Origin of the sequence: Listeria swaminathanii, from assembly GCF_014229645.1 — a bacterium.
GTDB classification, from domain to species: domain Bacteria; phylum Bacillota; class Bacilli; order Lactobacillales; family Listeriaceae; genus Listeria; species Listeria swaminathanii.
This window is the reverse complement of the sequence record NZ_JAATOD010000001.1, coordinates 1,373,415-1,388,629: the sequence shown is the minus strand read 5'-3', so window position 1 is coordinate 1,388,629 and position 15,215 is coordinate 1,373,415. Positions and strand designations below refer to the sequence as shown.

Here is a 15,215-nt window from a genome sequence, read left to right as displayed (position 1 = left end):
ATAGAATTTATTTCACCGGACCATTTCAGGGACAAGGGAGCTCTCCTTTAATTTGGTTTTATTTTATACAAAGTGGTGACAAATAAATATATTTTTTCGGGTAATAATGGGCAGAAATAGGTCCATTATTTTTATTTGTCCAATTTTAAGGAAAAAAGGGAGGGATTGTTGTTTGAAAATATATAAAGCATTAGGCTGGTTTTTTAAAGAAAATTGGAAATCTTATGCATTTGGAGTAACAATTTTGTTTACGATTGCGCTTTTGCAGTTAGTTCCGCCGCAGATTATTGGCTATACGGTCGATGCCGTGACGAACGACTCGCTGACAAAAGACAAATTAATTAAATGGATGGTTATTCTCATTGTGGCAGCGATTCTTGCATATGGAGGTCGCTACGTTTGGCGGATGTTGATTTTCGGTTCTGATAATAAATTACAACGAACATTGCGCTTACGATTATTTGAACATTTTACGAAGATGTCGCCGTTTTTCTTCCAGCGTTATCGTACGGGAGATTTAATGGCACATGCGACAAATGATATTACCGCGATTCAACAAGTGGCGGGAATTGGTGTGTTGACTTTATCTGATTCTGTTTTAACAGGAGGAACGGTTATTGCAACGATGGCGATCACGATTGACTGGCGCCTAACCTTGATTGCATTACTTCCAATGCCGTTTATGGTACTCGGAAGTTCGATTCTAGGTAAAAAGTTACACGACCGCTTCCACGGGGCGCAAGCAGCTTTTTCGATGTTAAATGATAAAACACAAGAAAGTATTTCCGGAATTAAAGTCACAAGGACATTTGGGCAAGAGAAAGAGGATATTCAAGATTTTGCGAAACAAACAAAAGAAGTCGTTCAAAAAAATATTTCTGTCGCGAAAGTGGATGCGATGTTCGATCCGATGATTTCGATTATTGTTGGGATTTCGTTTGTGCTTTCCCTCGGATTTGGCGCGAAATTTGTTGTAGACGGGGAGCTGACTATTGGGCAAGTGATTGCGTTTTCGAATTACTTATTCTTGTTAATTTGGCCGATGTTGGCATTTGGATTCTTATACAATATTATTCAGCGCGGGAATGCGTCTTATGACCGGGTGCAACATTTACTTGCAGAAAAAGAAGATGTGCTTGACCAAGATGGTGCGCTTGATACGGTTCCAGTTGGAGACTTACAAGTAGAAATGGACGCATTTACGTATCCGGATGAAAGTGAACCAGTTTTGTCAGATATTCATTTTGAATTAAAGGCTGGGGAAACACTGGGCATTGTTGGTCGGACGGGTGCTGGTAAAACATCCTTATTAAAACTTTTAATGCGTGAATATGATACGTATGAGGGCAAAATTGCTTTCGCTGGTGTGAAAATTCAAGATTACACGGTTCGAGCGTTAAGAGAAGCGATTGGCTATGTGCCACAAGATCAATTTTTATTTTCGACAACAGTTCGAGATAATATTCGTTTTGGGAAACCAGACGCACCACAAGAAGAAGTGAGCAATATCGCGCAACTTGTGTCAGTTGATGAAGATATTCTTGGTTTTGAAAATGGCTATGATACGGTTGTTGGAGAGCGTGGTGTTTCACTTTCGGGTGGACAGAAGCAACGACTTGCGATTGCACGTGCCTTAATAATGAACCCGGAATTGCTCATTTTGGATGATGCACTTTCGGCGGTTGATGCGAAAACAGAAGAACAAATTTTAGCTAATTTAAAAGAGAATCGTTCTGATAAAACGACGATCATTAGCGCACACAGACTTAGCTCTGTTGAACATGCGAATTTAATTATCGTGATTGATAAAGGGCGAATTGTGGAACGGGGAACGCATATGGAACTTATGGCTTTAGATGGCTGGTATGCGGAAATGTTCCATGAGCAACAGCTGGAAGAGGCGTTGGAAGAAGGGGGTGCGGCAGATGGAAGCGATGAATGAGCAAGATGAAATGTTAGTGATGTCCGGTAAAGAACATCGCGAAGTATTAAAACGAATGCTTAGTTATACGAAATATCATATTCCAAGTTTAATTTGGACTGGGGTACTTGTTCTCCTCGTAACGCTTGCGGATGTATTCGCGCCGATTTTGATTAAAATATTTTTGGATGATTATTTAACACCAATGAATTTAGAGATGCAAGCTTTGCTCATTCTTGGAGCGGGGTATTTAGGACTGACAATAGGGAAATCGGTTGTTTGGTATTTTCAGTTGCTATTCTTCCAAAAAATTGCGCTTGAAATTGTTCAACAAATGCGGATTGATATTTTTACGAAACTGCATTCGCTCGGTATGCGTTATTTTGATAAAACGCCTGCTGGGAGTATCGTTTCGCGTGTGACAAATGATACCGAAGCGGTGAAAGATATGTTTATTAACGTACTTTCTACAGCGATTCAAAGTTTATTTATGCTTGTTGGGATTTATGCGGCGATGTTTGCGCTCAATGTGCAATTAGCGCTGTATAGCTTGCTTTTATTCCCACTGATTGTCTTTATTATCTTCGTTTACCGGAAATATAGTTCGCAGTTTTACCGGGCACGAAGAGAAAAATTAAGCCAATTAAACGCAAAAATTGCTGAGTCGATTTCGGGAATGTCGATTGTGCAACAATTTAATCAAGAGCGTCGGTTAGTAAAAGAATTTGAGGAAATCAACAAAGATTACTATGACGTTGGTATGAAGAATATTAAATTTAATGCGTTACTACTGGGACCGGCAATTGATTTGATTTATGCACTGGCGGTTGTGATTATTCTTAGTTTCTTCGGGGCTGAGTCTTTAATCGGGCCAGTAGCAATTGGGACAATTTATGCGTTTATTAGTTATTTTGACCGTTTTTTAGAAGCGATTTATAACGTAATGGAGCGGCTTGCAATGTATCAAGAAGCAATTACTGCTGCATCTAGGGTATTTCGCATTATGGATGAAACTGAAGAAGTGCCAGCCCAATTAAATGATCCAGAAGCGAAAATTACGCGCGCAAAAATTGAGTTTAAAGATGTTTCGTTTGCTTATGAAGGCGGACGTGATGTGCTGAAAAACATTAGCTTTACGGCGGAACCTGGCCAAACGGTTGCGCTTGTTGGTCATACGGGGAGTGGGAAAAGTTCGATTATCAATTTAATGATGCGTTTTTATGAATTTGAACGTGGTGATATTTTGATTGATGGTAAATCGATTAAGTCGCACGAAATTGCTGAATTGCGCAAGAAAACGGGTCTAGTATTGCAAGATAGTTTTATGTTTTATGGGGATATTAATACCAATATTCGGTTGTATAATAAAAATATTACCGATGAACAAATTGTGGATGCCGCGAAATTTGTTCAAGCAGATGGCTTTATTCAAACGTTATCAGATCAATACAAACATAAAGTGATTGAGCGTGGGGCATCATTTTCAAGTGGACAGAGACAACTGATTTCGTTTGCTAGAACGGTTGTAACGAATCCGCAAATTCTCGTGTTAGACGAAGCAACGGCGAATATTGATACAGAAACAGAAAGCTTAATTCAAACTGGATTAAAACGAATGAGAGAAGGACGTACGACGATTGCGATTGCGCATCGACTTTCGACAATTAAGGATGCCGATTTAATTTTAGTTTTATCCAAAGGAAGAATTATTGAGCGTGGTACACATGACAGTTTGATTGCAGAACAAGGGGTGTATCATTCGATGTATCAATTACAAAATAGCGGAATGGATTTAGACGAAGCGCTTTAAGCAGAGAAGTTTATTTCAAACGGTAAAAGGAATATAATGAGGAGCGAAGTGTTACAGCAGATTAGTAGGGGGAATTAAAAGTGTCATTAATCATTTCAATTATCATTACACTTGTTTTTGGAGCCGGAATTATCATGATTCGAATGAAAGCATCGAAACGACCAGCAAGTGTGAAAGGGATTATCATACCACCAATTATGATGTCGACAGGTGCGCTCATGTTTGTTGTTCCTTTTTTCCGTGTTTCAGGGGTAGATATTTTAGAAGCTATTGCAATGGGGCTTGTGTTTTCGCTTATTTTAATTTGGACAACCAAATTCGAAATTCGTCATAAGTACGTATTTATTAAGCGAACAAAAGCTTTTCCTGTTATTTTAATGGGACTATTACTGATTCGGATTTTTATTAAGTACTGGATTAGTGGTAGTTTAGAAGTGGGCGAGTTATCTGGAATGTTCTGGATAATGGCATTTGCAATGATTGTACCGTGGCGAATTGTGATGTATTTCCAATATAAAAATACCGAAAAAGAGCTTGGTAAAGTAGAGGTAAGCGGAGAGTATGAATAATAGTGAAAGCATTTTCTAAAACAGCTTGAATTATTCCATATGAATAGCTTATAATGAATAATGTTACATCGTGAGTAATGTTAACTTGCCGGATGGGTGAAGCATATCCGAGACTGACGCGGCCAGTTACAAAAGGGCTTCCGAGTTTGGCTTGAAAAAAAGGAGGACATCATCTTGAAAAAATGGTTATTAGTTGTTTTAACTTTAGCATTAGGATTGTCACTTGCGGCATGTTCTGGTTCTAGTAGTTCAGACAAAAAAGAAGACACAAGCAAAGAAACAACCAGCGATAAAGACAACGTATTAAATTATTACATGGACTTAGTAAACGTTATTAATGAAAACAATGGCGATTACAACGCTTATGTAGGAGCAGTTGGCGCAGATCCTAAACCAGCTGAAGCGGACCTTGCAGCTCTTGCAAAACCAGCTAGTGAATCAGCACTTAAAGTATCTGAAGCACTTGCTAGCGAAAAAACACCTGACCTTGGTAAATACACAGATGATTTCAAAGCAGCTGTGAAACAATTAAGTGATGCTTACAAATTAGAAGCAGACGCACTTAAAGCTAGTGGTCGTGATACAACTAAAGCAGACGAAGCAATGGCAAAAGCGGACGAAGCAATTGCTGGCGTATTAAAAGATGCAGGACTTAATCCTTCAAGCATCACAACTGATACAGCTTCCTGATAATAAAGAAACCGAAATAAAAGACTATCAATTGAAAAGATAAAAGTAAAACATAATGTGTATTGCCATAAAAATGCAATATAACATTTGCTTGCTATTTTTCAGTTAAAAGCCCTTTTATTTCGGTTTTTTTGTTTAAGAAATGCTACTTAATAGGTGAAATAAAGTAATATAGAGGTGAATTGCAATGGGCGCTTGGGGTTCTGAGCCTTGGGATAGTGATGAAGCGGCAGATTGGTTTGGGGAGTTTATGAAACATGTGGATATCGATTTTATAATCCAGACTGTAGAAGAAGTTGAAAATAATGAATATGATTATGATCGAATTAGAGCGGTTTCGTATATAGTAGAAACACTTGGGAAATCGTATATTTGGCCAGTTGACTACTATGCTGATTTAGATAAAATAGTCGAGAAACTAATTAATTTATTAACGTTAATGATTGAACCAGATTCTGATTTTTTAGATATGTGGGGAAATAATCCTGAAATTATAATAGCTGTGCAAAAACAAATAGATGCCCTAAAAAAAAGACTGTAAAGAAAATAAATTTTACTTTCCTTACAGTCTGAGACAGTTTCTAAAAAGAAACTGTCTTTTTTTATTTGTTTTTTGTTTGATTAATTTCGTTTTGAAGCTGTTCGAAAGTGTTCATTAGTTCTTGAGATTTAACTTCTAGTAGCTCTTTTTGGTCAAGTTCGGTATCATTGAATAGTACTGGATCGCCAAAACGAATAATAATCTTTTTACGTTTTAAAATTTCTCCAAATGTTTTTGGTCCATCATAAACAGCGGGTAGCATAGGAACTTTTGCTTTATGAGCGATTGTTACAGCACCGCGTTTTAAATGAAGGTTGGTTGTTTTTCGTGTACCACTCGGGAAAATCCCAACTACTTTGCCAGCTTTTAGCATCCGGATTGGCGCTTTAATGGCGCTTGGTCCCGGGTTATCACGGTTGACTGGAAAGGCGTTAAGGTGTGTCATTAGCCAGTTAAGGAATTTACCTTTGAATAGCTCTTGTTTGGCCATATAATGCACTGGTGTTGGCGATAGGGCGAAACCGAGGTATAGAATTTCAATCCATGACGTATGCGTGGAAACAACCACATAAGGTGCTTCAATGATTTTGTCTTTGTTTTGTACTTGAAATCGTCCACCAATAATAATTAAAATAAAATGAACGAGGTTTTTTGCGAAATGATAAAACAACTTCTTCACTCCCAGTATTGCTAGTTATTTTTTTAAACTATATCTAGTATACTTAAAATTGACGAGTTTTGCATTAAAAATAAATAATCTCCGGGAAAAAGAAAAGAGGAAACCAATGAAATTTTTACATACAGCCGATTTGCATTTAGGGAAAATTGTATCTGGCATGTCGATGCTTGCGGAACAAAAGTACATTTTGGCGCAAATAACGAAGATTGCCGAGGAAGAGCAAGTAGATGCACTTATTTTGGCAGGGGACTTATATGACCGCGCTGTGCCGCCTGCTGATGCGGTGAAAGTATTAAATGATATTTTAGTGAAATGGAATGTCGAACTTGGTATTCCGATTTTTGCGATTAGCGGGAACCATGATAGTGCTGAGCGACTGGCGTTTGGTAGCCAGTGGTATGAAAGTAGCAAGTTATATATGAAAGGGAAATGTACTTCGGAGTTTGAAGGAATTCCTTTTATGGATGCGGAAGTATGGCTTGTACCATATCATGAACCAGCGATTATTCGGGAGGTTTTTGCGGATAATTCCATTCGTAGTTTTGAAGACGCTATGCAAGCCGTGACGAAACAAATTCGTTCTAAATGGGATCCAAGTAAGGCGCAGATTTTGGTTGGACATGCGTTCGTTTCTGGCGGAATTCCGAGTGATTCCGAGCGCCAACTGGCGATTGGGAATGTCGATCGAGTTTCGACAAATTGTTTTGACGGTTTTACTTATACCGCGCTTGGTCATTTGCACCACCCGCATGCGATTCGCCATCCATCTATTTTTTACAGTGGTTCGCCTTTGAAATATTCTTTTTCAGAAGCAAATGATCATAAAAGCGTCCGGATTGTGGAAATGGAAGGCAAAGAGCTAGTTAGTGTGACAGAACGCTTTCTAACACCAAAACATGATATGCGGATTATTTCTGGAACCCTCGCGGAACTGACGGAAAACTTAGTAGAAAATCCCAATGATTTCTTCCAAGTTAATTTAATGGATGAAGGTGCTTTGATTGATCCAATGGGGAAACTGCGCCAATTTTATCCAAACATTTTACATTTAGAACGTAAAAAACAGACCTTAAAAGAAACGCAAGATAGCTTTGAAGAAATTATGAAAAAAGATGATTTGGAGCTATTTGGGCAATTTTTTGAACATGTAAATGGAACAGAATTAACGGAAACCCAAAAACAAAAGTTAGCGGATGTTTTCGAACAAGCAAGGAAGGAGGATGCTGAATGAGACCGATTAAATTAACGATGCAAGCTTTTGGAGCCTATGCAAAAAAAGAAGTAATCGACTTTGAAAAACTGGGAACGGAACAAATTTTTGTGATTTCTGGTAAAACAGGCGCGGGAAAATCAACTATTTTTGATGCGATTAGTTTTGCGATTTTTGGAAAAGCGAATACGTTTGATCGGGAAAGTTTTTCGATGCGTAGTCATTTTGCGACCGATAAAGAGGTAACCGAAGTAACGCTAGTTTTTAGATTGAAAGAAAAAATTTATCAAATTAGCCGGATTCCGCAACAAGAAATTGCGAAACAACGCGGGAATGGAACGACCACTTCGCCGCAAAAAGCGGAATTGTATGAGTTGATTGGCGACGAAATGAAGCTACTTGCGAGTTCGGTTCGCGATGTGAATACAAAAATGGAAGAATTAATTCAACTTAATGTGGATCAATTTAGACAGATTTTGATGATTCCACAAGGTGAATTTAGAGAATTACTCGTATCGGATAGTAAAGAAAAAGAAGTGATTTTGCAACGATTAGCGCATACCGTTTACTATGAAAAAGTCGAAAATTTACTATGGGAAAAACAAAAAGAAGCAGAGGTTTTAGTTGTAGAAGCGCGCAAAAAAGTGGCAGAGCTTGCGGAACTTAGTTTACCGGGAGTTGAGGTGGCTGGGAAAACGACTAGTGAAATCAGTGTTTTGCAGGCGGAAGCAATACAGCAAGAACAAGCGACGTTAGTGGAATTAGAGACGGAACTAAGCGTTATTCGCAAACAAACAAGTGAGGCTGTCGAAAAAGTCACACTTGCAAAAGAACAACTGCTTGATTGGCAAAATCTAGATGTTTATACAAAAGAAGTAGCCAAACTAGAAGCGGAAAAAGATTTTTATCAAGCGATAGAAGTGCGCATGGAAGCTGCTAAAAGAGCGAGCAATTTACGTTCTCAAGATGCACTTTGTATTCGTTTGAAAGAACAATTGGAATCAGCAGAAACAGCGGAAAAACAATTGGCAATCGAGGTAGAACGGGTATCGGGCCAATTTATACATGCGAAACAACAAAAGGAAATACTGGCAGAAAAAGAAGCTGAACTAGAAACAAATAAACGCACACTGTTTCAACTGGAAGAAATGGAACCGAAAATTATTGAATTAGAAGCGGTGACTATCCAAAAAAGACGCGCCGAATTGGACTGGAAAGAAGCAACTAGTCATTTAGAAAAAGTAGTGAAAAGTGAGCAAGAAATCATTGCAGAAATGCAGGTGATGGAAGCGAAGTTAGCAGAAGTAAATCAAGCAGAAATCGCCAATTTAGAAGCAATTAATGAGCGAACAACTATCGAAACAAGCATCGAAAAAAATCAAGAATTGGTTAATAAGCGTATGAAAATGGCTGCCTGGGATAAGCAGAAGCAAGTAGAAGAACAAACGCTAGCCCAGCTGTTAACGGAAAAGGACGCAATAGAAGCAACGATCAAACAAGAAGAAACAAAACGACAACAAGAACAAGCTGCCTTACTTGCGACCCATTTGCATGATGGCGATGCTTGTCCTGTCTGTGGTTCCGTATCACACCCAGAGCTCGCGGAATTTGGAGAAGCCGCAAATCTTGAAACACTCGAAGCAGCTAGCGCAAAGCTACGTGAAAAACAATTAGCGATTGATTCAACCGAAAAATCCATCAGCCAGCTCGAATGGCAACTAAATGAATGGGCAGATATTGCAGAAATAAGCTTAGCTGAAGTCGAACAAACATTAGCTGAAAACACCCAATTAGCAAAAAATCTAACAGAACAAATAGAAATGCTACAAACCAAGATAGCACAAAAAGAAACCATCCAAACAACACTGGAAACATTAAAAAACAACCAAAATAAAGCAGAAACAGAAAAAAATAATATTGCTGTGCAAGTAGAAAACTTACATCAGCAAGTCCAACTAGCTGCCGGGAAATTAAGTTATTTAGAACAATCTATCCCAGCTGAGTTGCGGGATAAAGCCATTTTTGAACGTAAGAAAAACGAACTAAACAGCAGCATTCAAACACATATTGAACAAGCTGAGCGTGTCGATGCAGCATTCAGACAAGCTGAAAAAGCTACAACTCAACTAGAATCAACGCTGCAATCCGCACAAAAAACCACTTTAGGTGCGCGAGAAGCATTACAAGAACAGCGCGAAATCTTTAAAGCTGCGATGAAGCAAAATGATTTTCTGTCATATGATGCCTATAAACAAGCATTAATGTCCGCCGAAGAACTAAAAAGCCAAGAAGAACAACTGGCAGATTTTGAGCGAAAACGCCATTTAGCCATGTCGCGTCAAGCAGATTTAACGAAGAAACTTAAAGATAAACAAAAACCAAATATCGAACAACTCGAATTTATCATGCAAGAAAAACAACAACAACTCAGCCAATCAGAAGAAAACACCATCAAACAACGCGAATTGGTGACAAAACGCCAAGAACTCGTCGAAAACTACCAAAACAGTATCCAGGCAGTTGAAAAAGCGGAAGAAAACTATGCGGATATTGGCTTACTTGCAGATGCAGCACGCGGGAAAAACGCCCGCCGTCTAACCTTTGAACGATACATTTTAGCGATGTTCCTAGACACCATCATCCACCGAGCGAACCACCGTTTAGCGAAAATGACAAGTGGCCGTTTCGAACTCCAACGAAAAATGGAAAAAGCAAAAGGTAACGTCCAAAGTGGCTTAGAGCTTGAAGTTTTTGACGAATACACCGGATTGACGCGCCACGTAAAAACACTTTCTGGTGGAGAAAGCTTTAAAACGTCCCTAGCGCTTGCTTTATCGCTCGCCGAAGTTGTCCAAGAAATGGCGGGTGGGATTTCTCTGGAGACGATGTTTATTGATGAAGGTTTCGGCACACTAGACCCAGAATCACTCGAAGCCGCAGTAGAATGTTTACTCGAAACACAAGAGAATGGTCGCCTAGTTGGGATTATTTCCCATGTGCCAGAACTAAAAGAACGAATTTCAGCAAGGCTTGAAGTAACGGCGACAAATCACGGAAGTACCACTAAATTTATCACTGCTAGTAGCTAAAAGACCGCATGCGTTGCCGTCCCTCGTCTTTTCCTATATAATAGTAGTTTAGAGTAATGGACGGTTTTTGGGAGGAAGAAAGTAATGGAGCACTTTACAGCAATTCAAAATAAAATGATTCCATATAGTGTGAAGCAGGCTGGAAAGAAACTGATGGAAGACGGAGAAATTATTCAGTTTCGTGAAAAGGATGCCTCAGACCATTTTTCAACGTATTTTATTGATCAAAATGTCGTGGAAGATGCTGGCAATGAAAATTATGCGTGTAGTTGCGCCGATTTTCAATTGAATGCTATTTGTAAACATATCTACGCAACTCATTTGAAAATGGAAAAAGAAAAGCAGAAAGCGGCCAAACAAGATTTTAAAAATCGCATTCTCACGCAAGAATCAAATACACTTCTTTCCCTTTTTCAACAAAATATGGCGCAACAATTTGAAGTGGAAGACGACAATACGAATAAAACGCCACTTCAAACTCAATATATTATTCGCTTAAAACCAGATGATGCGAGTTATATTATGACGATTGAAGTGAAAGTAGGGACTGACCGGACCTATGTTGTCAAAAACATGAATACATTTTTAGCCGCAATTCGCGATCGCCAGTGGCTCGTATTTACCAAGAATTTCGCTTATGATCCAAATGAGCATTTCTTTGCCGAAGAAGACAAACAAATTCTTGATAAACTGCTGCAAATCAGTGAAATTGCCAAAATGTATGATACAGATTCTTTCTATTGGTCCAAATCTTACGCGGAAGAGAAAAACCTCACCATTCCACCGAGCATGGCGAGCGAGTTATTAGAACTTCTCACTGAACGCGATACGACTTGCATTATTATGAAAGAACGCGTGGAAGATATTAAATACCGCGGTATCAACGTCCGTCATGACAACCTTGATTTCATTTTTGAACTCAAAAAAAGCGCCGATGACAAATACCAACTAGAATTGGATGACTTGCAACAAGCAATCTTTTTTGAAGCTTATCAATTACTGTTTTTTGACGGAACTTTTTTCATTCCTGCAAAAGAAGTGTGGGAATCGTTAAAACCGTTAATCGAATTTCATAAAGTGACGAAAAATGAAGTGGTGCAATTTACAGAATCTCAATTAAGTGAAGTTATTTCCTACGTTTTACCAGCTTTACAGAAAAGCGGGAAATTAAAACTGGATGACTCGATTGAGGACCGGATTACGCAGCAACCACTTGATTGCAAATTATTTATTGCACTCGAATACGGCGAGCATACGTTGCGCCTAGAATATCACTATGGCAATCAATTATTTGATCCGTTTGCGACAACCGAAGAAGAAAACGAAAAAATCATGATTCGCGATGTCGAAAAAGAAGCCCGGGTGATGAACATTATCGAAAGCGCAGCCGTTCATTTTTCCGGAACAAAAATGGTAGTCAATAAACAAGAAAAAGATCTCTATCAATTTTACTATCGCACCATTCCAAAACTTGCCGAGTACGCAGAGATTTATATGGAAGACGGCCTAGAAGAAATGGTAGAAGAGAACGTCCGCCCAGTGACAACACTTGATGTTTCAAGCGATAACGATTATCTTTCTGTATCATTTGATTTCAAAGGCATTCCAGAAGAAGAGGTCCAAAGTGTCCTTGAATCCTTGCGAGAAAAACGGAGCTATCATCGCCTTAAAAGTGGTCGGTTCCTATCACTCGAATCAGAAAACTATAAGCAAATGGAAGACGTACTACAAATGCTCGAAGTACGTAAAAAAGATGTCCAAGCGAATATGCAAGTGCCGCTTTATCGTGGTATGCAAATTTATGATATTTTAGGAGCGGGGACTCAAGACGAGCATCATAAATTCAGCCGCTCTTTCCGGGAATTGCTAACAGATATCACAACTCAATCAGAAGACAATTTTACTTTGCCAAAAAATTTAAATGCAGAGTTGCGTGATTATCAACTAACTGGTTTTGAATGGATGAAATCACTCGCGAAATATAATCTAGGTGGCATTTTGGCGGATGATATGGGGCTTGGGAAAACCGTGCAAACGATTAGTTTCCTGGCATCGGAATTAGAAGATAATCCGAACTTAAAACCTGTCTTAATTATTACGCCAGCTTCACTGCTTTATAACTGGCAAAGCGAACTAGAGAAATTTGCGCCAGCGATTCCAGTGACCGTTTTACATGGAACGAAACAATCCCGTATGGCGGAAATGGAAGAGATGAAGCGAGGCCACGTTTATTTAATATCGTATCCATCATTACGCCAAGATATCGTGAATTTTGCAGATGTCGCTTTTTCGAGCGTTATCATCGACGAATCGCAAGCCATTAAGAACTACCACACGAAAGCATCACAGGCAGTGCGCGCCCTGAAACGCAACCATGTTTTTGCACTCAGTGGAACGCCACTTGAAAATAGCATCGATGAACTATGGGCAATTTTCCAAACATTAATGCCAGGATTTTTCCCATCGTTACGTAAATTCAAAGAAATTCCTTACGACAATATCGCCAAAATGATTCGTCCGTTCTTGTTACGCAGACTAAAACAAGACGTAGTAAAAGAACTACCAGACAAAATCGAAACAAACCTGTATTCTGAATTGACCGATGAACAAAAAACAATTTACCTAGCTTATTTAGAAAAAATTCAAGCTGATTTGGAAGCGAGTAATGGTAATGCCGGGGAAGAACGAATCAAATTACTGGCGGGATTAACCCGTTTACGCCAAATTTGTTGTGACCCGAGCTTATTTGTGGAAAATTATCAAGGTGAATCTGGTAAATTACTACAGTTATTTGATACAATACAGACAGCAAGAGAAAACGGTAAACGGATTCTGATTTTCTCCCAATTCACGGGTATGCTTGCGATTATTCGCCGGAAATTAGAAGAAGAAGGGCAAACGCTTTTCTATATGGACGGCAAAACACCTGCGAAAACAAGACTAGATATGGTTAACGCTTTTAACGAAGGAGAGAACGACATTTTCTTAATCTCTCTAAAAGCTGGCGGAACTGGACTCAATCTTGTTGGGGCAGATACCGTGATTTTATATGACTTATGGTGGAATCCGGCTGTTGAAGAACAAGCTACCGGACGTGCCCACCGAATCGGTCAAAAACGTGTCGTCCAAGTGTTTCGGATGATTACGAAGGGAACGATTGAAGAACGAATTTTTGATTTACAAAAGAAAAAACAAGCGCTAGTGGATGAACTTATCCAGCCAGGGGAACAAATGCTAGGAAAATTAAGCACAGAAGAAATTAAACAAATATTACAATTGGATAATGGAAGGGATGACAAATAATGAAAAAGTGGGAAGTATTCGCAGTTCAAAATGTCGCGGCAGCAGAGGAAATCATCGATAAATTAGTAAGTGAGGGCTATGAAAAAGAAGATATTTCCGTTCTAGCTAAATCTAAACACAACAAAAACCTAGAAACATTAGCAGAACAAGAAAACATCGAAATCGAACGTCCGGTTAACGAAGAAGCATTCGGTATTATTTCTGGAATTCTGCAATCCCTAAGTGGCGCTATTGTTATTCCACAAGCCTACAATCCTAAATACGGCGCTTTATACGCAGCTGGTCCTTTTGCCAAATGGTTCTCCAAAACAGACGATAAATCTGTCAAAAAATTACTAGAAGACTTTGACTTAACAGACGAACAAGTAAATAAAATGATTGAAAATCTACATGCAGAAAACATCTTAATTTTTGCGAGATAATATCGGTGAAAAAGGAGAAGTTTATGCAGATTAAGCAATTTTTAATAGAGCGTCGTTCGATGTTAGTTAATATGTTTTATGAAAATTATTATATTAAAACGGACGAATATAAATTAAGACTTAGTGGTGGCGAGGATGAAGCATCTATTCGTTCACTAAGTACTGCGTCATGCGGCATGATTATTGATGTCATTACTGATGTAAAAGAACGCGATTTCGAAACCATTGGCAAAAGACGCTTCAATGATAAAACAGATATTAGAAAAATTCATCAACATATGAGCGAAATTGATAAATTTATCATCACGAGCTTACTCAAATGGAAAGAAACAGAAGACGTTTTTTATACAGATGCAGATATTATCCATTTTATGTTAGAGATAAAAGATATTCTTGCATCGATTCAACAACAGCTGTTAGAAGGTTTTATGCAAGAAAATAGAAATCAAGTTGCCGCTCAGCGAAAGGAAATCATTCAATTATCAACGCGAATTATTCCAATCACTGATTCTATCGGTGTCTTGCCAATTGTCGGCAGTTTGGATGATGATAGAGGCTACTTTATGAAAGAAAAAGCTGTCGAGTCTGCGGATAAGTTGAATTTAGACACGATTGTTATCGATTTTTCTAGCGCGGTGTTAAAAGATGATTTTGCAACGAAGCACATGGAAGATATGATTCAATCTTTTAAACTAATCGGCTTAGTACCAATACTTTCCGGCATGCAACCAAGCTTTGCGCAGCGCACGATTCAAGTTGGATCAAACATTTCTAAACTCGAATCATATGGCTCGCTAGAACAAGCATTAACCAATTTAGTTTAATATTGCACAGATGAATGGCACCCGTTGTCGTTCATCTTTTTTGTTATAAGAAAAAGTTATTGAATTATAGCAGATTCTCTTTGTTTACTTATCGCTTGTTTTTAAGTACAATAGATGAGAGAGACCAATCGTTTCAAGAATTGAAGGAGGAAACGTG

Annotated in this window: 11 protein-coding genes; 10 read left to right on the top strand and 1 reads right to left on the bottom strand. The window is 38.6% G+C overall.

Going from position 1 to position 15,215, the window contains the following annotated elements:
• The first annotated feature begins 172 nt into the window (after window positions 1-172).
• From HCX62_RS06870 to HCX62_RS06850, 5 genes are all read left to right on the top strand, one after another.
• Window positions 173-1,942, top strand: coding sequence for an ABC transporter ATP-binding protein (locus HCX62_RS06870; protein WP_185637921.1), 1,770 nt, complete (start codon window positions 173-175; stop codon window positions 1,940-1,942).
• Window positions 1,926-3,731 (top strand): ABC transporter ATP-binding protein, encoded by a 1,806-nt coding sequence (locus HCX62_RS06865; protein WP_185637919.1) that lies wholly within the window; start codon window positions 1,926-1,928, stop codon window positions 3,729-3,731. Before HCX62_RS06870 ends, HCX62_RS06865 begins: the two co-directional genes overlap by 17 nt.
• 80 nt (window positions 3,732-3,811) lie before the next feature.
• On the top strand, window positions 3,812-4,300 hold the full coding sequence (locus tag HCX62_RS06860; protein WP_185637917.1) for a CcdC family protein: 489 nt from the start codon (window positions 3,812-3,814) through the stop codon (window positions 4,298-4,300).
• Between the two features lie 174 nt (window positions 4,301-4,474).
• Window positions 4,475-4,990: a hypothetical protein gene (locus HCX62_RS06855; protein ID WP_008948011.1), complete on the top strand. Its 516-nt coding sequence runs from the start codon at window positions 4,475-4,477 to the stop codon at window positions 4,988-4,990.
• Between the two features lie 187 nt (window positions 4,991-5,177).
• On the top strand, window positions 5,178-5,531 hold the full coding sequence (locus HCX62_RS06850) for a DUF4259 domain-containing protein (protein ID WP_008948010.1): 354 nt from the start codon (window positions 5,178-5,180) through the stop codon (window positions 5,529-5,531).
• A gap of 61 nt (window positions 5,532-5,592) precedes the next feature.
• Here HCX62_RS06850 and HCX62_RS06845 read toward each other — a convergent pair whose 3' ends face one another.
• Window positions 5,593-6,201 (bottom strand): lysophospholipid acyltransferase family protein, encoded by a 609-nt coding sequence (locus HCX62_RS06845; protein ID WP_008948009.1) that lies wholly within the window; start codon window positions 6,199-6,201, stop codon window positions 5,593-5,595.
• Window positions 6,202-6,316: 115 nt separating this feature from the next.
• On the opposite strand from HCX62_RS06845, the gene HCX62_RS06840 reads away from it, so the two are divergent.
• From HCX62_RS06840 to HCX62_RS06820, 5 genes are all read left to right on the top strand, one after another.
• Window positions 6,317-7,441, top strand: a complete 1,125-nt coding sequence (locus HCX62_RS06840) for an exonuclease SbcCD subunit D (RefSeq protein ID WP_185637916.1) — start codon at window positions 6,317-6,319, stop codon at window positions 7,439-7,441.
• The gene (locus tag HCX62_RS06835) at window positions 7,438-10,509 is read left to right on the top strand and encodes an AAA family ATPase (protein ID WP_185637914.1); all 3,072 of its coding nucleotides are present in this window, start codon (window positions 7,438-7,440) and stop codon (window positions 10,507-10,509) included. Before HCX62_RS06840 ends, HCX62_RS06835 begins: the two co-directional genes overlap by 4 nt.
• A gap of 84 nt (window positions 10,510-10,593) precedes the next feature.
• Complete coding sequence (locus HCX62_RS06830) at window positions 10,594-13,812, top strand: DEAD/DEAH box helicase (RefSeq protein WP_185637912.1); 3,219 nt, start codon at window positions 10,594-10,596, stop codon at window positions 13,810-13,812.
• Entirely contained in the window at window positions 13,812-14,234 is a 423-nt protein-coding gene (locus HCX62_RS06825; protein WP_185637910.1) for a general stress protein, read from the top strand. Before HCX62_RS06830 ends, HCX62_RS06825 begins: the two co-directional genes overlap by 1 nt.
• A gap of 23 nt (window positions 14,235-14,257) precedes the next feature.
• Window positions 14,258-15,058, top strand: a complete 801-nt coding sequence (locus HCX62_RS06820) for an STAS domain-containing protein (RefSeq protein WP_185637908.1) — start codon at window positions 14,258-14,260, stop codon at window positions 15,056-15,058.
• Window positions 15,059-15,215: the final 157 nt, after the last annotated feature.